At 71.7% G+C, this 20,818-nt stretch carries 23 protein-coding genes; 11 read left to right on the plus strand and 12 right to left on the minus strand.

Features of this window, described 5'->3' with window-relative positions:
• Window positions 1-31 precede the first annotated feature (31 nt).
• The 3 genes from ACIQ5Y_RS09270 to ACIQ5Y_RS09280 all read right to left on the minus strand — a co-directional run bounded on the left by ACIQ5Y_RS09270 (window position 32) and on the right by ACIQ5Y_RS09280 (window position 3,273).
• Window positions 32-1,399 (minus strand): DUF2637 domain-containing protein, encoded by a 1,368-nt coding sequence (locus ACIQ5Y_RS09270; protein WP_403877058.1) that lies wholly within the window; start codon window positions 1,397-1,399, stop codon window positions 32-34.
• 125 nt (window positions 1,400-1,524) lie between these two features.
• Window positions 1,525-2,289 (minus strand): DUF3558 family protein, encoded by a 765-nt coding sequence (locus ACIQ5Y_RS09275; RefSeq protein WP_403877061.1) that lies wholly within the window; start codon window positions 2,287-2,289, stop codon window positions 1,525-1,527.
• A gap of 114 nt (window positions 2,290-2,403) precedes the next feature.
• Window positions 2,404-3,273, minus strand: a complete 870-nt coding sequence (locus tag ACIQ5Y_RS09280; protein ID WP_403877064.1) for a DUF3558 domain-containing protein — start codon at window positions 3,271-3,273, stop codon at window positions 2,404-2,406.
• Between the two features lie 158 nt (window positions 3,274-3,431).
• Here ACIQ5Y_RS09280 and ACIQ5Y_RS09285 point away from each other — a divergent pair, with 158 nt between their 5' ends.
• From ACIQ5Y_RS09285 to ACIQ5Y_RS09300, 4 genes are all read left to right on the plus strand, one after another.
• A complete protein-coding gene (locus tag ACIQ5Y_RS09285; RefSeq protein ID WP_403877067.1) occupies window positions 3,432-4,625 on the plus strand; it encodes an RtcB family protein in 1,194 nt (397 codons plus the stop codon).
• Between the two features lie 163 nt (window positions 4,626-4,788).
• Complete coding sequence (locus tag ACIQ5Y_RS09290) at window positions 4,789-6,006, plus strand: NAD(P)/FAD-dependent oxidoreductase (RefSeq protein ID WP_403877070.1); 1,218 nt, start codon at window positions 4,789-4,791, stop codon at window positions 6,004-6,006.
• Between the two features lie 32 nt (window positions 6,007-6,038).
• Complete coding sequence (locus ACIQ5Y_RS09295; protein WP_403877073.1) at window positions 6,039-6,935, plus strand: RNA polymerase sigma-70 factor; 897 nt, start codon at window positions 6,039-6,041, stop codon at window positions 6,933-6,935.
• Window positions 6,936-7,078: 143 nt separating this feature from the next.
• A complete protein-coding gene (locus ACIQ5Y_RS09300) occupies window positions 7,079-7,738 on the plus strand; it encodes a polysaccharide deacetylase family protein (protein ID WP_403877076.1) in 660 nt (219 codons plus the stop codon).
• A 9-nt stretch (window positions 7,739-7,747) separates the two neighbouring features.
• On the opposite strand, the gene ACIQ5Y_RS09305 is transcribed toward ACIQ5Y_RS09300, so the two are convergent.
• Together ACIQ5Y_RS09305 and ACIQ5Y_RS09310 are read right to left on the minus strand one after the other, a co-directional pair.
• On the minus strand, window positions 7,748-8,515 hold the full coding sequence (locus tag ACIQ5Y_RS09305; protein WP_403877079.1) for an SDR family NAD(P)-dependent oxidoreductase: 768 nt from the start codon (window positions 8,513-8,515) through the stop codon (window positions 7,748-7,750).
• Window positions 8,516-8,599: 84 nt separating this feature from the next.
• Window positions 8,600-8,935 carry a YnfA family protein gene (locus ACIQ5Y_RS09310; RefSeq protein ID WP_403877082.1) on the minus strand — a complete coding sequence of 112 codons (336 nt, stop codon included), beginning with the start codon at window positions 8,933-8,935 and terminating at the stop codon, window positions 8,600-8,602.
• A gap of 134 nt (window positions 8,936-9,069) precedes the next feature.
• Between ACIQ5Y_RS09310 and ACIQ5Y_RS09315 the strand changes: the two genes are divergently transcribed.
• Window positions 9,070-9,546 carry a hypothetical protein gene (locus ACIQ5Y_RS09315; protein ID WP_403877084.1) on the plus strand — a complete coding sequence of 159 codons (477 nt, stop codon included), beginning with the start codon at window positions 9,070-9,072 and terminating at the stop codon, window positions 9,544-9,546.
• Here the strand turns inward: ACIQ5Y_RS09315 and ACIQ5Y_RS09320 are convergent.
• Together ACIQ5Y_RS09320 and ACIQ5Y_RS09325 are read right to left on the minus strand one after the other, a co-directional pair.
• On the minus strand, window positions 9,534-10,304 hold the full coding sequence (locus ACIQ5Y_RS09320) for a Mut7-C RNAse domain-containing protein (protein ID WP_403877087.1): 771 nt from the start codon (window positions 10,302-10,304) through the stop codon (window positions 9,534-9,536). The genes ACIQ5Y_RS09315 and ACIQ5Y_RS09320 overlap by 13 nt on opposite strands.
• A gap of 41 nt (window positions 10,305-10,345) precedes the next feature.
• Window positions 10,346-10,792, minus strand: coding sequence for a winged helix-turn-helix transcriptional regulator (locus ACIQ5Y_RS09325; protein ID WP_403877090.1), 447 nt, complete (start codon window positions 10,790-10,792; stop codon window positions 10,346-10,348).
• 137 nt (window positions 10,793-10,929) lie between these two features.
• Between ACIQ5Y_RS09325 and ACIQ5Y_RS09330 the strand changes: the two genes are divergently transcribed.
• Window positions 10,930-11,826 (plus strand): NADP-dependent oxidoreductase, encoded by an 897-nt coding sequence (locus tag ACIQ5Y_RS09330; RefSeq protein WP_403877474.1) that lies wholly within the window; start codon window positions 10,930-10,932, stop codon window positions 11,824-11,826.
• A 396-nt stretch (window positions 11,827-12,222) separates the two neighbouring features.
• Here the strand turns inward: ACIQ5Y_RS09330 and ACIQ5Y_RS09335 are convergent, their stop codons facing one another.
• Both ACIQ5Y_RS09335 and ACIQ5Y_RS09340 read right to left on the minus strand, forming a co-directional pair.
• Window positions 12,223-12,753: a GNAT family N-acetyltransferase gene (locus tag ACIQ5Y_RS09335; protein WP_403877093.1), complete on the minus strand. Its 531-nt coding sequence runs from the start codon at window positions 12,751-12,753 to the stop codon at window positions 12,223-12,225.
• A gap of 50 nt (window positions 12,754-12,803) precedes the next feature.
• Window positions 12,804-13,340, minus strand: coding sequence for a potassium channel family protein (locus tag ACIQ5Y_RS09340; RefSeq protein ID WP_403877096.1), 537 nt, complete (start codon window positions 13,338-13,340; stop codon window positions 12,804-12,806).
• A gap of 111 nt (window positions 13,341-13,451) precedes the next feature.
• Here ACIQ5Y_RS09340 and ACIQ5Y_RS09345 point away from each other — a divergent pair, with 111 nt between their 5' ends.
• Window positions 13,452-13,847 (plus strand): SHOCT domain-containing protein, encoded by a 396-nt coding sequence (locus ACIQ5Y_RS09345; protein ID WP_403877098.1) that lies wholly within the window; start codon window positions 13,452-13,454, stop codon window positions 13,845-13,847.
• A 43-nt stretch (window positions 13,848-13,890) separates the two neighbouring features.
• On the opposite strand, the gene ACIQ5Y_RS09350 is transcribed toward ACIQ5Y_RS09345, so the two are convergent.
• A complete protein-coding gene (locus ACIQ5Y_RS09350; protein ID WP_403877101.1) occupies window positions 13,891-14,460 on the minus strand; it encodes a hypothetical protein in 570 nt (189 codons plus the stop codon).
• Between the two features lie 102 nt (window positions 14,461-14,562).
• Here ACIQ5Y_RS09350 and ACIQ5Y_RS09355 point away from each other — a divergent pair, with 102 nt between their 5' ends.
• A complete protein-coding gene (locus tag ACIQ5Y_RS09355) occupies window positions 14,563-16,413 on the plus strand; it encodes a protein kinase (protein WP_403877104.1) in 1,851 nt (616 codons plus the stop codon).
• Here the strand turns inward: ACIQ5Y_RS09355 and ACIQ5Y_RS09360 are convergent.
• Window positions 16,379-16,795 carry a hypothetical protein gene (locus ACIQ5Y_RS09360; protein WP_403877107.1) on the minus strand — a complete coding sequence of 139 codons (417 nt, stop codon included), beginning with the start codon at window positions 16,793-16,795 and terminating at the stop codon, window positions 16,379-16,381. The two genes, ACIQ5Y_RS09355 and ACIQ5Y_RS09360, sit on opposite strands and share 35 nt — an antisense overlap.
• Window positions 16,796-16,918: 123 nt before the next feature.
• Here ACIQ5Y_RS09360 and sigJ point away from each other — a divergent pair, with 123 nt between their 5' ends.
• Window positions 16,919-17,872 carry an RNA polymerase sigma factor SigJ gene (sigJ, locus tag ACIQ5Y_RS09365; protein ID WP_403877110.1) on the plus strand — a complete coding sequence of 318 codons (954 nt, stop codon included), beginning with the start codon at window positions 16,919-16,921 and terminating at the stop codon, window positions 17,870-17,872.
• Window positions 17,873-17,933: 61 nt separating this feature from the next.
• On the opposite strand, the gene ACIQ5Y_RS09370 is transcribed toward sigJ, so the two are convergent.
• Window positions 17,934-18,371 (minus strand): hypothetical protein, encoded by a 438-nt coding sequence (locus ACIQ5Y_RS09370; RefSeq protein ID WP_403877476.1) that lies wholly within the window; start codon window positions 18,369-18,371, stop codon window positions 17,934-17,936.
• A gap of 310 nt (window positions 18,372-18,681) precedes the next feature.
• On the opposite strand from ACIQ5Y_RS09370, the gene hemL reads away from it, so the two are divergent.
• Together hemL and ACIQ5Y_RS09380 are read left to right on the plus strand one after the other, a co-directional pair.
• Window positions 18,682-20,004 carry a glutamate-1-semialdehyde 2,1-aminomutase gene (gene hemL / locus ACIQ5Y_RS09375; protein ID WP_403877112.1) on the plus strand — a complete coding sequence of 441 codons (1,323 nt, stop codon included), beginning with the start codon at window positions 18,682-18,684 and terminating at the stop codon, window positions 20,002-20,004.
• Window positions 20,001-20,690 (plus strand): histidine phosphatase family protein, encoded by a 690-nt coding sequence (locus tag ACIQ5Y_RS09380; protein WP_403877115.1) that lies wholly within the window; start codon window positions 20,001-20,003, stop codon window positions 20,688-20,690. Before hemL ends, ACIQ5Y_RS09380 begins: the two co-directional genes overlap by 4 nt.
• Window positions 20,691-20,818: the final 128 nt, after the last annotated feature.

Consider the following 20,818-nt stretch of genomic DNA (forward strand, 5'->3'; position numbering starts at 1 on the left):
GTGCGGGCCCTTCCCGCGTCACCGGACACGGCTACGCGATGTGCTCGTTCTCCAGGTCCTTCTGGTACCGCTGCTTGAAGGCAGGGATCATGCGGCGCAGCAGCGAGCCGCTGCGCGGGTGGGTCACCCCGTAACCGTCCGAGAGGTGTATGTCGAGGGCCTCCGCCGTCGGGAAGTCGTTCTGCTCGTCGACCAGCGCCCGGAACACCTTGTACGCGGCCTCGGCGAACTCCGCCTCGTCCGGCGTCTCGTCCGCCGCCCCGCCGCCCTCCGCGGCCTCGTCCTGCCTCGGAGCCGGTATCGGCACCTGCTCCTGCCCGTGCGGGAGGAACTGCTCCGCGTCCGGACCCGCCGGAGGCATGACCGGCGTCGGCTCCAGACCCTCCACGTACTGCGGGTTGTAACCACCCTCGTACGCCGCCTGCGGCGCCAGCGGCGCCGCGAACCACGCACTGTTGTGCGCCGCCGGCATCGCCGTCGGATCCACCGCGTACGCCGCCGGAACGTGCATCGCGGGCTGCGCCGAACCCTGCTGCTGGGCCTGCGCCTGAGCGAAGGCGAACGCCTGCGCCTGCACCAGGGCCTGGGCCTGCGCGAGGGCCTGCGCCTGGGCCTGCGGATCCAGAGCCTCGGCAGCCGCGGCCTCCAGCGCCGGCGCGACGGGCAGCCCCGCCTCCACCTCGACCTTGGACTCCGCCTCCACCGGAGGCAGCAGCGCCGGCTCGATCCCCGCCGCCGCCAGCCCCTCCGGGGCCGTCTGCGACAACGGCACGCCGATCCGCGCCAGCCGCAGCGGCATCATCGCCTCCACCGGAGCCTTGCGCCGCCACGCCCTCCCGTACCGCGCCTGCAGACGGGCCTGGTAGATCAACCGGTCCTGCTCCATGCCGACGGCCTGCTCGTACGAACGCAGCTCCCACAGCTTCATCCGCCGCCACAGCTTGAACGTCGGCACCGGCGACAGGAGCCACCGGGTGATCCGCACGCCCTCCATGTGCCGGTCCGCCGTGATGTCGGCGATCCGGCCCACCGCGTGCCGGGCCGCCTCCACCGTCACCACGAACAGGATCGGGATCACCGCGTGCATGCCCACACCCAGCGGGTCCGGCCACGCCGCAGCGCCGTTGAACGCGATCGTCGCCGCCGTCAGCAGCCACGCCGTCTGACGCAGCAGCGGGAAGGGGATCCGGATCCACGTCAGCAACAGGTCGAGCGCCAGCAGCACACAGATGCCCATGTCGATGCCGATGGGGAACACCAGAGAGAAGTCGCCGAAGCCCTTCTTCAACGCCAGGGCACGCACCGCGGAGTACGAACCCGCGAAACCGATCCCCGCGATGACCACGGCGCCGGCGACCACGACACCGATGAGTATCCGGTGGGTACGAGTCAGCTGCATCGCGGCCACCCGTGATCCCCTCCCCTTGTCGAGTGCTTACCGAGCCTTTACCGAGCCGCGGCAGGCACAGCGTAAGCCCGACCGGAAGTCACCGCTCCTCTGGCCCCGTTACTACCGGAGCGTCACTACTGGGCCTGCGGCGACTGCGACTGCTGTCCCTGCTGCTGGTTCGAGGTGTCCACCGAGGCCACGGCCTCCTTGGCGGCCACGATCGCGTCCTGGAGCAGCTTCGCCTGGTCCGGAGCACCGGCACCCTCGTACGCGGCACCGTTGTAGTCGAGCGTGACCACCACGTTGTGCGTGCGCGCCACGATCGTCGTGTTGAAGGAGTCGACGTTGTCCTTCTTCACCGAGTACACGACCGACGTCGCCTGGTCGCCGACGCCGCCCGCCTGCTCGGTCTTCAGGTTCTGCGCACCCTCGGTGCCCTTCGCGAGCTCGACCTGCTTGTTGAACTGCTCCTCGGCGCGCTTGTCGGCGTTGCCGAGCGAGGCGTGCGAGTCGGAGCGGGAGAAGTTCACCGCGAGCCAGCGGTACTGCGAACCCTTCAGGCCGTCCTCGTCCAGGCCGTTCCAGGAGCAGCCCGCCCGGCTGGCCAGGTCGTTCGACTTGGCCGCCGAACCGTTCTTGTCCTTCACCTTCGGGACGAGCGTGTCGAGCGTCGCCGACTGGAGCACCTTGCAGGGATCCGGGAGCGCGGCGAACGTCGCCTTCTCCAGGGCGGGCGAAGCCTTGCCGCTCGGCTTCGCAGACGCGGACGAACCGGACTTCTTGTTGCTGCCCGAGCTCGACTCCTTGCCCGAATCGGAGGAGCAGCCCGCGACGGCGAGGACCACCGGGACGGCTGCGCAGGCGAGAACGCGGGTGAGGCGCGAGGCAGATCGGTGCATGTTTCCTTCTGGTGCGATGGTCGGACTAATTCGGACGCGAACCCGAGCAACGGTAGCCCGACCCGACGCCTGCATGCTGTGCGCACCGTCACCTGAAGGCGCGCCGAACCCACTTCACTCGTTGAAACGCTCGACCAAGGCCTGCGCCAACTGCCTTGCCCTGTCCTGGGTTTCGCCGCTCGGCGGGACCACGCCCGGCAGGGCGGGCTGCACGCTGTACTCCACCGTCACGATGACATTCGAGGTACGGAACACAATCCGCACGGTCCGCGACTGCGCCGCGCTGGCCCCGGCGGGGCTCAGCTTGTCCTCGATGAAGGCCTCGGTCCCGAGCCCCTCCAGCACCCGCGACCCGAGCTCGACGGGCGCGGAAGGAGTCGGAGTCGGAGCCGCGGGCGCGGGCGCACTCGCGCCCGGCGCGGGCGCCCCGGCGGCGGGAGGCGTCGCGGCGGCCGGAGGTGCCGCACTGGAAGTGGGAGTGGGGGTGGGAGTGGGGCTCGGGCTGGGGAAGGGCAGGTGCGCGTCGGTCACCCGGCGCACGTACACCTGCCTCGCCTTGTCGTCGTCGCTCGTCACGGACCGGTCGTACGAGACCACGCGCTCGAAGACCACCGACAGCAGCCGGGTCTCCTCGGGCGTCTGGGCGTTCCAGCGGCAGCCGACGTGCCGGTCGCCGTCGTACGAGGGGTCCGCGACGCCCGCGTACAGCTGGTCGCGCTGCGGGGTGGGCAGCGTGTCCGGGACCGGCAGCATCCCCTTCAGCCGCTTGCTCTCGACGCCGGCCCGGCAGGGCGAGGGCAGGCTGCGGTACTTGCCGGGCTGCGCGGGCGCGGCCTGGTTCCCGCCGCCCTTGGCGTCGCTGCCGCCGCCGGCCTTGCCCCCGCCGGTGCACCCGGTCAGCGCTCCCGCGCCGGCCGCGAGCGCGGCGAACATCGCGATGCCGGGCAGGACTCGCCGTACCGCCGCCTTGCGCTGCACGTCCACTGGCCCCCTTAAATACGTTGCCGCGACTCGGACGCGGATGGACACAATGTCTACCGCACACGCTGGTGCCGACGCCGGTCCCCTGTCCCATTCAGGGCCAAGAGCGAGGCTTTTTGCGCTTTCCGACTTTTCCATGGTTTTCGGGGGATTGATTCCGTATGTCGTATGTAGAGGTACCCGGGGCGAAGGTTCCGATCCGGATGTGGACCGACCCGGCGTCGGTCGAGGACAGCGCGATGCGCCAGCTGCAGAACACGGCCGGCCTCCCGTGGATCAAGGGCCTGGCCGTCATGCCGGACGTCCACTACGGCAAGGGCGCGACGGTCGGCTCGGTCATCGCGATGAAGGACGCGGTCTGTCCGGCGGCGGTGGGCGTGGACATCGGCTGCGGCATGTCGGCGGTGAAGACGTCCCTGACGGCGAACGACCTCCCGGGGGACCTGTCGAAGCTGCGGTCGCGGATCGAGCAGGTGATTCCGGTGGGGGCGGGGATGCACAAGGAGGCCGTGGACCCGGCGCGGTTGTACGGGTTCTCGGCCGAGGGCTACGACGACCTCTGGGACCGGTTCGACTACATCGCCGACGCGGTCAAATTCCGTCGGGAACGCGCCATGAAGCAGATCGGAACGCTCGGATCCGGCAACCATTTCGTCGAATTTTGTCTTGATGAGTCAGGTTCGGTCTGGCTGATGCTCCACTCCGGTTCCCGGGGCATCGGCAACGAGCTCGCGGCCCACCACATCGGCGTGGCCCACGGCCTCGCGCACAACCAGGGTCTGGTCGACCGCGACCTGGCCGTGTTCCTGGCCGCCACCCCGGAGATGGAGGCGTACCGCAACGACCTCTTCTGGGCCCAGGAGTACGCCAAGTACAACCGCGCGGCGATGATGAGCCTGTTCAAGGAAGTCATCCGCAGGGAGTTCCGCAAGGCGAAGGTCTCCTTCGAGCAGGAGATCAGTTGCCACCACAACTACGTGGCGGAGGAGCGGTACGACGGAATGGACCTGCTGGTCACCCGCAAGGGCGCGATCCGCGCCGGCAGCGGCGACTACGGGATCATCCCGGGCTCCATGGGCACGGGCTCGTACATCGTGAAGGGCCTCGGCAACGAGAAGTCCTTCAACTCGGCCTCGCACGGCGCCGGCCGGAAGATGAGCCGCACGGCGGCGAAGAAGAAGTTCTCGGCGCGCGACCTCGCGGAGCAGACCAAGGGAGTCGAGTGCCGTAAGGACTCGGGCGTCGTGGACGAGATCCCTGGCGCGTACAAGTCGATCGAGCAGGTCATCGACCAGCAGACCGACCTCGTGCAGGTCGTGGCCAAGCTCAAGCAGGTCATCTGCATCAAGGGCTGACCCCCGCTTGTGGGGGCCCGGACCACCTGTGGTCCGGGCCCCTTCGTCTTTCCGGTGCACCCGCCGCGAGGTGATCCGGGTCACATGTCCTCGCGTTCTGTCACAGGCGTCGAGCGTGCGGTGTCTTGTGGTCGACCCCCTGGAAACGGAGCGAGGAGAGACCATGAGCGGCAAGACGAACGTCGTAGTGATCGGTGGCGGGTACGCGGGCGTCATGGCGGCCAACCGGCTGACGCAGCGCGGCGACGTGGCCGTGACGCTGGTCAACCCGCGTCCGGAGTTCGTGCACCGGATCCGGCTGCACCAGCAGGTCGCCGGGACCGGAGCCGCGGTCGTCGCCTTCCGGGAGGTGCTGGCGGACGGGGTGCGGCTCGTCGTGGATGCCGTGACGCGGATCGACGCGGCCGGGCGTCGGGTGGAGCTGGCGATGGGGGACGTGGTCGGTTACGACTACCTCGTCTACGCGGTGGGCAGCGGCAGCGCCGATCCGACGGTGCCGGGGGCGGCCGAGTTCGCGTACCCGATCGCCACCTTCGAGGACGCGGAGCGGCTGCGGCCGGTGCTGGACGCTGCCCCCGCGACGGGTGTGGTGACCGTGGTCGGGGCCGGGCCGACCGGTATCGAGACCGCCGCCGAGCTGGCCGAGCAGGGGCGGGCCGTGACCCTGGTGTGCGGTGGGGTGCTCGGCCCGTACCTGCACGCGCGCGGCCGGCGTTCGGTGGCGGGGCGGCTGGCCAAGCTCGGTGTGACCGTGCTGGAGGGCCCCGACGCGAAGGTGACGGCGGTGACGCGGGATGCGGTGGAGCTCGCCGACGGGCGGGTGCTGCCGAGCGCGGTGACCATCTGGACGGTCGGCTTCGGCGTCCCGGACCTTGCGATGAGAAGTGGGCTGACCACTGACGCGCTGGGGCGTCTGCTCACGGACGAGACGCTGACCAGCGTCGACGACGACCGTGTCTTCGCGGCGGGCGACTCGGCGGCCCCGTCGGGGCAGCCGCTGCGGATGAGCTGCCAGGCCGCGATGCCGTTGGGTGCGCGGGCCGCCGACACGGTGCTCAGCCGGATCGCGGGGGAGCGGCCCGAGGAGCTGCACCAGCCGTTCGCCGCGCAGTGCATCAGCCTCGGGCGGGGTACCGGCATCTTCCAGTTCGCCAGCAAGGCCGACGTCGCGGTGTGGGCGCACATCGACGGCCGCCTGGGCGCGAAGCTCAAGGAGACCGTGTGCAAGGTCGTCGTCAAGCACCTCGCCGAGGAGGGGCACAAGCCCGGCGGGTACAAGCTGCACCAGGGCGGGAGCGCCGCCAAGCGCCAGGAGCTGGTGCGGGCCAGGGCTGCGGCCGAGGGCGCTGAGGCTCGCGCGATTCTCGAGCGGCAGGCCTAGTCCCGACTGGCAGGGCAGGAGATGATCAAGGTATGAGTGATCATGTAGCCGACGAGGCGACCGAGCTGTTCGTCGCCCACCGCAATCTGCTCTTCACCGTCGCCTACGAGATGCTCGGCTCGGCGGCCGACGCCGAGGACGTCCTCCAGGAGACCTGGCTGCGGTGGGCCGAGGTCGACCTCGACCAGGTGCGCGACCAGCGCGCGTACCTGGTCCGGATCACGACCCGGCAGGCGCTCAACCGGTTGCGCAGCATGTCGCGCCGCAAGGAGTCGTACGTCGGTCCGTGGCTGCCGGAGCCGCTGCTGACCGCGCCGGACGTGGCCCAGGACGTCGAGCTCGCCGAGAGCGTGTCGATGGCGGTGATGCTCGTACTGGAGACGCTGTCGCCGACCGAGCGGGCCGTCTTCGTCCTGCGCGAGGTCTTCGACGTCGGGTACGAGGAGATCGCGGAGGCCGTCGACAAGACGCCGGCGGCCGTCCGGCAGATCGCGCACCGGGCCCGCAAGCACGTGGATGCGCGGCGTCCGCGCGAGGTGGTGTCCCAGAGCGAGACGCGCGCGGCTCTGGATTCGTTCTGGGCGGCGGCGAACGGCGGGGACATCCAGAGCCTGCTGGACGTGCTCGCGCCCGACGTCGTCCTGATGAGCGACGGCGGCGGCATCAAGCAGGCCGCGGTGCGGCCGATCCTCGGCGCGGACAAGGTGTCCCGCTTCTTCGTCGGCGGGTTCAGCAAGAACCGGCTGCCGGTCGCCGTCGGCCACACCCTGGTCAACGGAAGCCCGGCGCTCGTCGTGCACGTGGACGGGGAGCTGGACGGGGTCATGGCGGCGCGCGTGGAGGGCGGCCGGATCGTGGGCCTGTACTACGTCCGCAACCCGGAGAAGCTGTCCCGTGTCGAGTCGGAGACGGCGCTGACCCTGCGGTGAGCCGCGGTGGGCTCGGTGGGCCCCGGGAGCCGGTCGTGATCGGTCCCGGGCCCTGCTGCGCGGGTCGGTTCCGTTGTCGTCAACCGGGGGGTTGACGGCGGGAGTTGGTCTAGACCAGGGTGTGCCGCATGTGGAGATCTCGCGTGCTTGTCGCCGCTCTCGCGTCGTTGTCGCTCGCCCTCGGGGCCGCCGGGTCCGCTCAGGCCGGGGTGGGGCTGCCGCCCGTCGTGTCGCACGTGCCGACCGGGGAGAACGTCGTCTTCATCACCATCGACGACGGCTGGAACCACGATCCGGAGGCGGCCCGGATCCTGCTGGAGAAGCGGGTGCCGGTCTCGTTGTTCCTGCTGCCGGGGGCGACCTCGTACGACACGCAGTACTTCACCGCCCTCACCGAGCAGGGGCGGGCGACCGTCGAGAACCACACCGTCAACCACCCGGACCTGACCACGCTCGACGCCGCCGGCAAGGACGCCGAGGTGTGCGGGGCGGGGGAGCGGTTGGAGGCGGCGTTCGGGCGGACGCCGAAGCTGCTGCGGCCGCCGTACGGGGCGGTGAACGACGACGTGCGGCTCGCGGCGAAGGCGTGCGGGGTGAAGGCGCTCGTGACGTGGACGTACGACTTCACGACCTGGAGCCAGACGCCGCCCACGCCGCGGCTGAAGGCCGGTGACATCGTGCTGCTGCACTTCACGCCGACCCTGCCGGCGGACCTTCAGCGGGCGCTGGACGCGGCGAAGGCGGCCGGGCTGAAGCCGGCCGCCCTCATGCCGCACCTGAAGGCGGCCGGGTTGGTTCCCTGACGCCGGCGCCTAGAGCTCGCGGTGGAGCTTCGTGTTCGAGGCCTGGGCGCGGGGGCGGACCACCAGGAGGTCGATGTTGACGTGGCTGGGGCGGGTCACCGCCCAGGTGACGGTCTCGGCCACGTCGTCCGCGGAGAGGGGCTCCGCGACGCCCTCGTAGACCTTGGCCGCGCGCTCGGTGTCACCGCGGAAGCGGGTGGTGGCGAACTCCTCGGTCTTGACCAGGCCGGGGGCGATCTCGATGACGCGTACGGGCTGGCCGAGGAGTTCGAGGCGGAGGGTCTCGGCGAGGACGCGGGCGCCGTTCTTGGCGGCGACGTAGCCGGCGCCGCCCTCGTAGGTGGCGTGGCCGGCGGTGGAGGACAGGACGACCACCGTGCCGTCGCCGGAGGCGGTGATCGCGGGGAGCAGGGCCTGGGTGACGTTGAGGGTGCCGATGACGTTGGTCTCGTACATCGTGCGCCAGTCGGCCGGGTCCCCGGTGGCGACGGGGTCGACGCCGAGGGCGCCGCCCGCGTTGTTGACGACGACGTCACAGCGGTCGAGGGAGGCGGCGAAGGCGTCGACGGCGGCCCGGTCGGTCACGTCGAGGGCGTGGGCGGTGGCGGAGTGTCCGGCCGCGGTGATCTCGGCGGCGAGGGCCTCGATGCGGTCCTTGCGGCGGGCGGTGAGGACGACGTGGTAGCCGGCCGCGGCGAGCTGCCGGGCGGTGGCCGCGCCGATGCCGCTGCTCGCTCCGGTGACGACGGCGGTGCGGATGGCCGTGGTCGTGCTCATGTGGAGGGCTCCTCGGTTGGGTCGGGTGCGGGTCGGTCGTTCGTACGGTCGAATACTCGCCAGCATAGGCGGGACGGGCGGGGCTCAGCGGCCGCGCGGGGCGTACATGATCACGGCCATGCCGGCGAGGCAGACGAGGGCTCCGGCGATGTCCCAGCGGTCGGGGCGGTAGCCGTCGGCGATGACGCCCCAGGCGAGGGAGCCGGCGACGAAGACCCCGCCGTAGGCGGCGAGGACGCGGGCGAAGTCGCCCTGGGGCTGGAGGGTGGCGACGAAACCGTAGAGGCCCAGGGCGATGACTCCGGCGCCGATCCACGCCCACCCCTTGTGTTCGCGGACGCCCTGCCAGACGAGCCAGGCGCCGCCGATCTCCAGGAGGGCGGCGAGGGCGAAGAGGGCGATGGAGCGGGTGATCGACATGGCCGGAAGCCTATGCAGGGGGCGGCGGGCGGATGGGGGTATGCCTCGCCCTCATTCGTGTGATGGTCCGACTGGACGGGGTCGGCGCCGGCTAGCCTCCGCGCGAAGAGCACCGTGAGGAGGAGGTCGTGGCGATGCGCCGTGTTGCCGTGTCGGGTGTGGTGGTGGCGGGGTTGTCCGGGCTGCTGGCGTTGGGGACGGCGGCTCCCGCGGGGGCCTGGGCCGGGCCGGAGGCGGATGTCTCGTACCACGGCCGGGTGGCCCTGGCCGGGGAGCGGTTGCGGATCTGGCTGGTGCCGGAGAACGACGGGCCGTCGGCGGTGCCGAACGCGACGCTGCGGGTGCGGCTGTCGGCCGATCTCGCGGACCGCCAGGAACTGCCGGCCGGCTGTGTGCGGGCCGGGCTGCGGGAGGTGGTGTGCGAGACCGGGCCGATGGCGTTGCACGGGCACGGCCGGCACATCGGGATGGCGCTGGGGCTGCGGGAGCGGGCGTCGGAGGTGGTGGTGCGGGTGGACACGTGGTGGAACGGGGGCGCGACCGACCGCGACAGTGCGAACAACGAGCACGTGGTGCTCGCGCTGGACACCGGTGACGCCTATGCCTTCTGAGCCTGGGTCTGGGTCTGGGCCTGGGCCTGGTCCGCGGTGCCGAATTCGGTGAGGGCCTCTTCGACGATCCGCTCCAGGCGGGCGTGGTGGGCGCCGCGCCAGTAGACGCGTTCGCAGTCGGTGCACTGTGCGAACACGTCGTAGGAGCGGTGCGTGCCGTGCTCCAGGCGGTCGCCGACGCTGTCCTTGTCGGCTTCGTGGAGCGGCCCGTTGCAGGCGGTGCAGCGGGTCCACGGTGCGAGGGCGGGTGCGAACCGGCCGAGTACGTCGCGCAGTTGCTCGTCCGGGTTGTCGCTGTAGACGTACGCGCCGGCGAAGAGCTCGCGGCGGCGCAGCAGTCCGCGGTCGCGGGAGAGCAGTACGCGCTGTTCGGCGGCGGAGCGGGTGGCGAGGGCCGGGTCGCCGATGTCCTCGTTCTCGTAGGCGGCGTCGACGCCGAGCAGGCGCAGGCGGCGGGCGAGGGTGCCGAGGTGGACGTCGAGGAGGAAGCGGAGCGGGGCGCCGCCCACGCGCTGGGGCCGCTCGACGCCGAACACCTCGACGTTCTGGCCGTCTTGGGGGACGTACGAGACGGGGACCTCGTGGCCGTCGACGAGGAGGCGGCCGACTTCGGTGAGCGGAACCCCGGCGGATTCGACGACGTGTCCGAGGCTGGAGGCGCCGTCGGTGGCCGTCGGTACGCGGTCCGCGCGCCTGCTGGGTGCGGCGAAGAGGCGCAGGTCGGGGGCGAGGGTGAGCTGAATGCCGGGTCCGTTCACCTTGTCAGCATGCCACTGAGGGGGTGTGGGGCGCCGGGGTTTTAGTGGGCGGCGGCGGTCTGGGCCGCGGTCTCGGCCGCGTTCGCGTTCGCGTCGTAGGCCTGGCGGTGGGCGGCGACCTTCTCGAAGTGGTTCTCGGCCCACAGTTTCACCGAGGAGAGCAGGCAGCCGAGGCTGTCGCCGAGTTCGGTGAGCCGGTAGTCGACGCGGACGGGGACGGTGGGGGTCACGGTGCGGGTGACGATGCCGTCGCGTTCCAGGGAGCGCAGGGTCTGGGTGAGCATCTTCTGGCTGACGCCGGGGATCTTGCGGCCGAGGTCGCTGTAGCGCATGGAGCGGTCGTCGGCCTGGGCGAGGGCGCTGACGACGAGGCCGACCCACTTGTCGCTGATGCGGGCCAGGAGTTGCCCGGTGGGGCATTCCTTGAGGAAGGCGTCGTAGGCGTGGCGGGCTTCTTCGCGGCGGGCCGCGGCGGTGCGGGTGGCCATGGGTGCCCCACTTCCGGGTCGGGTACGCACCCGGAAGTACGTACTTACGAAAAGAGAGTACCTCTCCCTAGGTTAGTGCTCACCAGGAACGAACGGCTCGATGAGCACGACGGGGAGAGATCATGAGCGGCGCAACGATGAAGGCAGTGGTCGTGGACGCGTTCGGCGGACCGGAGAACGTCCGGATCGCCGAGGTGGAGGTTCCGCGCCCGGAGGCCGGGCAGGTGCGGATCCGGGTCCGGGCGGCCGGGCTCAACCCGGTGGACGCCGGGGTCCGCGCCGGGGTCTTCGGCGGGGAGGGGCAGCGGATCGGCCTCGGCTGGGACGTGGCGGGGGAGATCGACGAGGTCGGCGCCGGGGTGGCCGACTGGACCGCCGGGCAGCAGGTCGTCGGTCTGCACTACGGGACGGTGAAGCCGCTGGGCACGCACGCGGAGTACGTGGTCCTCGACGCGACGGCCATCGCCGCCGCCCCGGCCGGCGTGGACACCGCGACCGCGGCGGGCCTCCCGCTCGCCGGACTCACCGCGGCCCGCTCCGTGGACTTGCTCGGCCTCGCACCCGGCGCCTCGGTGCTGGTCACCGGCGCCGCCGGGGTGGTCGGAGCGCTCGCGGTCCAGCTCGCGGTGCGGGCGGGGCTGGCCGTGACGGCCCTCGCGGGCGCCGACGACGAGGCGTACCTGCGCTCCCTGGGCGCGACCGGCTTCGTACGGCGCGGAGAGGGCCCGGCCGAGCCGGTGGACGGGGTGCTGGACACGGCCGTACTGGGTGGGCCCGCGCTGGGCTTCGTCCGCGACGGCGGTGTCTACGTCGGCGTGATCCCGGGCGCGGCCCCGGCCGCGGAGCGCGGGATACGGGTGGTGGAGCAGGAGGTCGCCGCGGACGGGGAGCACCTGGCGCGCCTGGTCTCCCTGGTCGAGGCGGGCGACCTCGCGCTGCGGGTCGCGGAGGTCATCGACCTCGTGGACGCCGCCAAGGCGCACGACCGGCTGGCCACCCCCGGCGTGCGGGGCCGGATCATCCTGACCCCGTGACCGGGCGGGTCCGGGACGACCGGCGGGAGGCGTGAGGGCCGCACGGGGGGCGGCCCTCAGGCCCTCAGGCCCTCAGGCCCTCAGGCCCTCAGGCCCTCAGGCCCTCAGGCCCTCAGGCCCTCAGGCCCTCAGGCCCTCAGGCTCTCAGGCCCGGGGCCTCCGGGCTTCCGGACTCCCGGGCCTCCGGGCCTCCGGCCGCCGGGCTTCCGGGCTTCCGGGTCTCCGGGTCTCCGGGCTTCCGGGTCTCCGGGCTTCCGGGTCTCCGGGCTTCCGGGCCCCCGGGCCCCGGCCCCCGGGCCCCGGCCCCCGGGCCCCGGCCCCCGGGCCCCGGCCCCCGGGCCCTCGGGCCCCCGGGCCCCGGCCCCCGGGCCCTCGGGCCCCCGGGCCCTCGGGCGTTCAGCCCCTGATTCGGTGGCGCCAGTCGTTGCTCGGGTGGGGAACCCCGGGCGGGTACTCGAACTCGATCTCGCCGACGCAGACGAAGCCCGCCCGGCGGGCTACGGAGTTCGAGGCCGGGTGGTCGGTGCCGGGGAAGGCGTGGAGGGTCTCGCGGGCGGGGGAGCCGTGGGCGCGGACGTACGCGAGGAGCTCCCGCAGCGCGACCACCGCGAGGCCCCGCCCCTGGTACTCGGGCAGGATGCCCCAGCCGGTCTCGTACACCGGCTCGCCCTGCCACTCCCGTTCCCAGAAGCCGATGGAGCCGACGCTCTCGCCGGCCGGTTCCAGCACCACCCGGAACATCCGCCCGGCGGCCGGCTCCCGGGCGCTCATGGCCTCGTAGCGCCGCTGGCGGTCGGCGAGTTTGGCGGCCGTCTCCGGGCCGCCGAGGTGTTCGGTCATCACGGGCTCGTTCTTGCGCTCCAGCAGCCAGAAGTCGTCCGCCGTCCAGGGCGCCAGCCGTACCGCGAGGTCCTCGTGTTCCGCCATGCGGGAAGCCTACGGCGTGCGGTTGGGTCCCCCTCTGCGGCGGAGACGGCCTAGTCGGGGCCGTCGTCGTCCCCCTTGCGCCGCAGTCCCACCCGGACGGCACCGAAGAGCGCCTTGGCGACCACGCCGACCACGACCAGGTCGGCGATCATCTGGAAGGTGGTCAGCGCGCGGGTGGCCTCGGACACGGGGGTGATGTCCCCGAATCCGACGGTCGCGAACACGGTGACCGTGAAGTACAGGGCATCGGTCCTGTTCATCGGCTCGGAGAACGTGGCCGGGGCCTCCTGGGAGATCAGGAAGTACACCGAGGAGAACAGCACCAGGAACAACGGCACCGCGGTGGCCAGGGCCTCGACGCCGCGCAGTCTCGGATACTCCGAACGGGCGATGGCGGAGGTCTGCCAGACGACCACCGCGCCGAACAGGGACAGTCCCGCGAGCAGCGTCACGACGGTGACGACGCCCACCCCGCGGTTCAGCGGGACCGCGTAGTACAGCCAGGTCAGCAGGGCTGCCGATGCCACCGAGCGGACCATGTGGCCGATGATGACGCGGCGGCGCCGCCGGCCGTCGGGGAGGCTCATGTGCCCATCGTCGGGCGTCTCCTGCTCAGCGTGCGACTCCGATCACCGGGAGGTATGAAAGATGGGAAGGGTGAAAGATCCGCATTTGGGCGGAGACGATCGGAGTAGGGCATGGACGATTACCCGCTGCTCAACCTCTTCTGGACGATGCTGTGGCTGTTCCTGTGGGTGCTGTGGTTCTTCCTGCTCTTCAAGATCATCACGGACATCTTCCGTGACCACAGCATGAGCGGATGGGGCAAGGCGGGATGGCTGATCTTCGTCATCATCCTCCCGTTCCTCGGCGTCTTCATCTACCTCATCGCCCGCGGCAAGAGCATGGCCGAGCGGGACGCGAAGCAGATGAAGGAGAGCGAGGCCGCTTTCCAGGACTACGTCCGCAAGACGGCCGGGACCGGCGGTGGCGGCGGTTCGGCGGACGAACTGCACAAGCTCGCCGCGCTCAAGGACAAGGGCGACATCACCCAGGAGGAGTTCGACCGCGCCAAGGCGAAGCTCCTGGCGTAGTGCGCGGCCTGCCGCCGCGGCCCGCGGTCCGTAGCCCTCGCGCTCAGGGCGTCAGCCGGGCGGCGGCCTCACGGGCGGCGTCGACGGCCCCGGCCCGGGCGGCCTGGCGGTCGTCGTCGCCGCGCGCGTAGGCGAGGGAGACCACCATGTTGCTGCGGCGGAAGACGACCTGAGCGGTGATCTCCTTGCCGGGAGTGGGCGGCCGGAAGCGCAGGAACGCTTCGTCGCCGAGGCCGGACAGCTCCTCCTGGGTGTCCTTCTCCCAGCCGAGTTCGCCGCCGGTGCGCTGTTCGCGGATGTCCTTGCGGGCCAGGTCCACGGTGAGGCGGCTCGCGAAGAGATGGACGCCCGCCCGGTACGCGCCCTTCTCGCGCGGGGCGGCCCAGCTGCACGACGCCGCGTCGGCGCGCCCGCCGTACGCCTCGGGCACGAGCCGGTGGACGGTCTCGGGAGTGACGAGCCGGCAGAAGTCCGGATCGGCGCTGAACTCGCCGTCCTGCGCACGGTCCCACCACCGCCAGGCTCCGAAGGCGGCGAACACCACGACGAGCAGCGCGGTCAGCGCGATGAGCGCGCGGCGCGAGGGCTTGGCGGGATCGGCGGGAGTGGTCACCGCCGCAGCATAGGTGTGTTCGTCTCGGTGGCCGAAGGGTTTTGGAATGCCTGTGGCGAACCCCTATACGATCTCAACTTCTTGATCGTCTAGGGGGAACTGATGGCCAACGCCTCGAACGCGGAACCGTCCGTGCTGAGTCCGCTCGGGCCGAACGATCCACAGGAGATCGCCGGTTACCGGCTGCTCGCGCGGATCGGCGAAGGCGGCATGGGATCGGTCTACCTTTCCCGGACGCGGGGCAACCAGCCGGTCGCGCTGAAGGTCATCCGGCGCGAGTTCGCCCAGGACCAGGAGTTCCGTGCCCGGTTCGAGCGCGAGGTCCAGGCGGCGCGGCGCGTGCAGGGCTACCACATCGTGCCGGTCGTGGACCACGACACCAGCGGCGAACAGCCCTGGCTCGCCAGTGCCTACGTGCCGGGACTGGCGCTGGACGACGCGCTCGCCGCCCACGGGCCGCTCCCGCTGGCCGCCGCGTTCCAGCTGATCGGCTGCACCGCGCAGGCCCTCCACGCCGTGCACGCCGCGTCGGTGATCCACCGCGACCTGAAGCCCGGCAACATCCTGCTGGGCTCGAACGGCCCCTGGGTGATCGACTTCGGCATCGCCCGCGCGACCGACGCCACCCAGCTCACGCGCAGCGGCGGGTTCATCGGCACGCCGCAGTACATGTCGCCCGAACACGCCCTGGGCCGTGAGGTCACCCCGGCGACCGACGTCTTCGCGCTGGGACTGATCGCCGCGGTCGTGGCCACCGGACGCCACCCGTACGGCGACGGCTCGGGCATCTCGATCGCCGCCTCGATCGCCAACACCCCGCAGCAGGCACCGGACCTGAGCGGCTACCCGGACCAACTGCGGCCCCTGCTGGAGCGCTGCCTGACGGCCGACGCCGCCCGGCGGCCCGGGACCGCCGAGCTGGCCGAGTGGTGCGAGCGGCTGGCGGGGCGACCGCTGCGCGAGTTCAAGGACTGGCTGCCCGCCGGGCTCACGGCGGAGATAGCCCGCCGGGAGCAGCTCGCCCAGGCGCCCCTGCGGCCGCAGGCCGCGCCCCCGCAGCCGCAGACCCCGCCCATGCCCGCGCACAGCGCGCCGTACGCGCCGACGCAGGCGCCGACGTACGCGCCGACGCAGGCCCCGGCGTACGCGCCGACGCAGGCCCCGGCGTACGCCCCGACCCAGGCGCCCGGGCCGGTCGCCCAGCAGCCGTACGCCCCGACGCAGGGACCGGCCGGCGCCCAGGCCGGGATCTACGGCGCCGCCACGGCCGCCGCCTCCGCGCCTGTGCCCGCGTCGGCCCCCGCCCCCGCGAACCGGGGCCGCAGTCGGGTGCCCCTGATCGTGGGTGCGGGGATCCTGGCCGTCGCCCTGGCCGCGGGCGGCACCTGGTACCTCACGCGCGCCGACGGCAAGGCCGGGACCGAGAGCAAGGGCGGGGACAAGGCGGCGGATCCGTCGAAGTCCTCTGCGTCCGGGGCACAGGCCCAGGCCCCGACGTCCGCCGCGCCCCAGACCCCTGCCGCCCCCGCATACACGGCGGTGTTCAAGGACACCCCGGTGAAGCTCCTGTCCCCCCGGGAATTCGGCAAGTACAACGACGTCGACCTCGACTTCCCGAAGGTCGCGCCGTTCGGCGAGATCGGCTACAGCAACCGCGAACTGCAGATGGGATTCGACTTCCTCACGACCGGAACGCCGTTCGGCAAGAGCAAGGGCCCCACCCCCGAGGAGTGCGCGGCAGGAGCCGCCACGAACCCGATCCCCGACAAGCTGGACGGGGCCGCCCTGACCGGAGCGGACAGCGCCATCGTCAAGGGCGACCTGCTCTGCACGGTCACGACCAAGGGCAACCTGGCGATGGTGAAGATCCTTGCCATCGAGCCCTCGACCGACAAACTGCACGACATCCCGACGTACCTCACCGAAGTGACGCTCTGGAAGAAGCAGTCGTAGTCAGGACCCGGCCCAGGTCCAGCACGGTCAGGCCGAACATCGCGACGCCGAGCGGGACATGGAGCATCGGCATGTGCGCTATGCCGAGGATCACCTGCACCGAGGAGAGCACGAGGAAGCCGGTCGAGTAGAGGATCGGGCGGGGCGATCCCCCGCCCGGCTTCCACGCCAGGACCGCGGCGAGCACGTACACCATCGTCGCGCCGTACGTCACGCGCGCGCCGACGCCGTGCAGCGTCTCGCCGTAGGAGGTGGACAGCAGCAGACCGGCGCTGACCGCCTGGAAGAAGAGGGTCAGGGTCTGCAAGCCGATCGCCGCCTTCAGGAAGGCGGTCCCGGGCACTGCTGTCGTCGTCTGCGCCGGCATCGTCTCAACGGCCATGATGTGGACCTCTGTTCTGCCTCGCGGCGGTGGTCGGTAGTGTCTCGACAGTCCGACGACGCAGGCCCTGGAAATGTGAGGCCAGGCGTCGGAGACGAGAAGAACCAGGGGGCGACCGCGACCATGAGCACCTCAGTCGAACCGGCGTACGACCAGTCCGAGCCGGATCTGAGCGCGGTCGTCGGGGAGCGGCGGCATCTGATCAACATCGCCTACCGGCTGCTGGGTTCGGTGGCCGAGGCCGAGGACGCCGTGCAGGAGACCTACACCCGCTGGTACGCGATGTCGCGGCGGCAGCAGGAGGCCATCGAGTCGCCCGGCGCCTGGCTGACGACGGTGGCCGGCCGTATCTGCCTGGACGTGCTCGGTTCGGCGCGGGCCCGGCGTGAGCGCTACGTCGGGGCGTGGGTCCCCGAGCCGCTGCCGGACCGTTCGGAGTGGACGAGCGTGCGGGCGGACGGGGGCGGGGGCGAACCGGCCGACCCCGCCGACCGGATCACCCTGGACGAGTCGGTGAACATGGCCTTCCTCGTCGTCCTGGAGTCGATGACGCCGGCCGAACGCGTGGCGTTCGTCCTGCACGAAGTCTTCCGCTACCCCTTCGCCGAAGTCGCCGGGATCGTCGGCCGCACCCCCGCGGCCTGCCGGCAGCTGGCGTCCTCGGGCCGCCGGCGCGTCCGCGCCGCGCGGACCGGGTCGGCTCCGGCGGCCGGACAGGCCGGTCTGGTGCGGAATTTCAAGGAGGCGTGGGAGGCCAAGGACATCGAGGCCCTCGTCGGTCTCCTCGACCCGGACGCCACGATGACCGCCGACGGCGGCGGCATGGTCGGCACCGTCCTGCGCCCGGTCGTGGGCGGCCGTAGCATCGCCCAGTACCTGATCCACATCGCCGACAAGGCCCCCGGACTGACCCTCCTGGAACGCACGGTCAACGGCCGGCCCGGCCTGGTCGCCCAGCACACCGGGATCTCCGTGACCGTGGCGGCGTTCGAGATCGCCGACGGCCGAGTCACCGCCATCTGGGCGGTCCGCAACCCGGAGAAACTCCGCGCGTGGAACGAGCACGAAGAGGACTGACCCCGCGACCACCCGCGACCGCCCACGACCACCGGCCCGGCGCTCCGCCGGACCGGTCGGGTCAGGGCCAGACCAGGCAGTACGCCTGATGCCCGTTCTCGTGGAGGCGGTGCGAGAAGTCCTGCCACTCGTGGAGCAGCTGGTAGACGTTGAACGCGTCGCTCGGGCCGCCGCGGTCCGGAACCGTGGACCAGATGAAGGCCGCCGCGCCCACCGACTCCTCGCCGATGCCGCGCAGCGGGTCGATCACCGTCATCGGGAGCTTGACCACCGCGTAGTCGGGGTGCAGGACGACCAGCTCCAGCGGCGGGACCTTGTGGAGGGGTATGCCCTCGATGCCGGTCAGGACCATCGCGGCCACCGTCTCCGGCTTGATCTTGCTGAAGAGCCCGCCCATGCCGAGCTCGTCGCCGCCGAGCTCCTCCGGGCGCATCGTCACCGGGACCCGGGCGGCGCTCGCGCCGTCGGGGGCGCCGAAGTACCGGTAGGTCACTCCCATGCCCCGGCCGCCCTTGGGCAGGTCGTCGTCCGACGGCAGGCTGGGCCCGGGCACGGCGTCGGCGGCTTCCGCGGCACGCCTGCGGTGCTTGCCCCGACGGCGGGCCTCGCGGGCTTCACGGGCGCGCTGCGGGTCGAGGTCGCCCGTACCCTCGCCCGGTCCACCACCGCGTTGCATATCTCCACCCGACTGGTCTTGCTCGCCCCGGCCCCGCGGCCCCCGCCACGCAGCCTGATCATCATGGCAGTGACCTCCCCCGCGGCGACGCGGTGAAACGCCCGCCCGCAAGTCTGTCGCGGCCTCTGAGACCATGGCTGGTGTGAGCTACCCGTACCCGTATGAAGCCCCAGTTTCGCAGACGCTCTTCGAGCGCGCCTCCCTCGTGACCCCCGGCGGCGTGAACTCTCCCGTGCGCGCCTTCCGCGCCGTGGGCGGTACGCCCCGGTTCATGGTGTCCGGGACCGGTCCGTACCTCACCGACGCCGACGGTCGCGAGTACGTCGACCTCGTGTGCTCGTGGGGACCGATGATCCTCGGCCATTCCCACCCCGAGGTGATCGAGGCCGTCCAGGCCGCCGTCGCCCGCGGGACCTCCTTCGGCACGCCCGGTGAGGGCGAGGTCGCGCTCGCCGAGGAGATCGTCGACCGGATCGAGCCGGTCGAGCAGGTCCGGCTGGTTTCCTCCGGTACCGAGGCCACGATGTCGGCGATCCGCCTCGCGCGCGGTTTCACCGGCCGGGCCAAGGTCGTGAAGTTCGCGGGCTGCTACCACGGCCATGTGGACGCGCTGCTGGCCGCCGCCGGTTCCGGCCTCGCGACCTTCGCGCTGCCGGACACCCCCGGTGTCACCGGCGCGCAGGCGGGCGACACGATCGTGCTCCCCTACAACGACCTCGAAGCGGTACGGGCGGCCTTCGCCGCGCACCCCGGCGAGATCGCCTGCGTGATCACCGAGGCCGCGCCCGGCAACATGGGCGTGGTGACCCCGCTCGACGGTTTCAACCAGGGGCTCGCCGACCTCTGCCGTGAGAACGGCGCCCTGTACATCTCCGACGAGGTCATGACGGGTTTCCGTACGTCCCGCGCCGGCTGGTACGGCGTGGACGGGGTCAAGCCCGACCTGATGACCTTCGGCAAGGTCATGGGCGGCGGCTTCCCGGCGGCTGCCTTCGGCGGCCGGGCGGACGTCATGGGTCACCTCGCGCCCGCCGGGCCCGTCTACCAGGCCGGCACGCTCTCCGGGAACCCGATCGCCACCGCGGCCGGTCTCGCGCAGCTGCGGCTGCTGGACGACGCGGCGTACGACAAGGTCAACGCGGTCTCGAAGGAGATCCAGGGCCTGGTGACGGCGGCGCTGGCCAAGGAGGGCGTGGCGCACCGGCTGCAGACCGCGTCGAACATGTTCTCCGTGTTCTTCACCGAGGACGAGGTCCGCAACTACGACGACGCCAAGAAGCAGGAAGGCTTCCGCTTCAACGGCTTCTTCCACTCGATGCTGGCGCAGGGCGTCTACCTGCCGCCGTCCGCGTTCGAGTCCTGGTTCGTGTCCACCGCCCACGACGAGCAGGCGATCGAGCGGATCGCGGCGGCCCTGCCCGCCGCCGCCCGGGCCGCCGCGGAGGCCACCGCATGAGCACAGCCCCCACGAACGGCATCACCGTCGTGCACCTGGTGCGCCACGGCGAGGTGCACAACCCGGACGGGGTCCTGTACGGGCGCCGCGCGGGTTACCACCTCTCCGACCTGGGCCGGCAGATGGCGGACCGGGTCGCGGAGCACCTGAAGGGCCGGGACATCACCTACGTGGTGTCCTCGCCGCTGGAGCGTGCGCAGGAGACGGCGGAGCCGATCGCCAAGGCGCACGGCCTGGACCTGGCGACGGACGCTCGGCTGCTGGAGGCGGAGAACGTCTTCGAGGGCAAGACCTTCGGTGTCGGCGACGGCGCGCTGCGCAAGCCGGGCAACTGGAAGCACCTGACGAACCCGTTCAAGCCGTCCTGGGGCGAGCCGTACGTCGACCAGGTGGTCCGGATGATGAGCGCGCTGGAGGCGGCGCGCGACGCGGCCCGCGGCCACGAGGCGGTGGCGGTCAGCCACCAGCTGCCGATCTGGATCGTGCGCAGTTGGGCGGAGAAGCGCCGGCTGTGGCACGACCCGCGTCGTCGGCAGTGCACGCTCGCCTCGCTGACGTCGTTCACCTTCCAGGGGGACAAGCTGGTGTCGGTGGGCTACAGCGAGCCGGCCCGGGACCTGGTCCCGGCGCACCTGCTGGCCGGGGCGAAGCCCGTGAAGGGCGCGTCGAAGGCGTTCGGCGCCTGACAGGTCGTCGATCGTCTGATCAACGGACTGTTACGAACCGTTACAGCTTTACCTAAATAAATACAAGTTGCGCCGGGAATCACCGTTCCAGTGCTGCCAGTTCTGACGAATTGTCCGTTTATATGGGC

This window comes from Streptomyces sp. NPDC096339 (assembly GCF_044762985.1).
GTDB lineage: Bacteria > Actinomycetota > Actinomycetes > Streptomycetales > Streptomycetaceae > Streptomyces.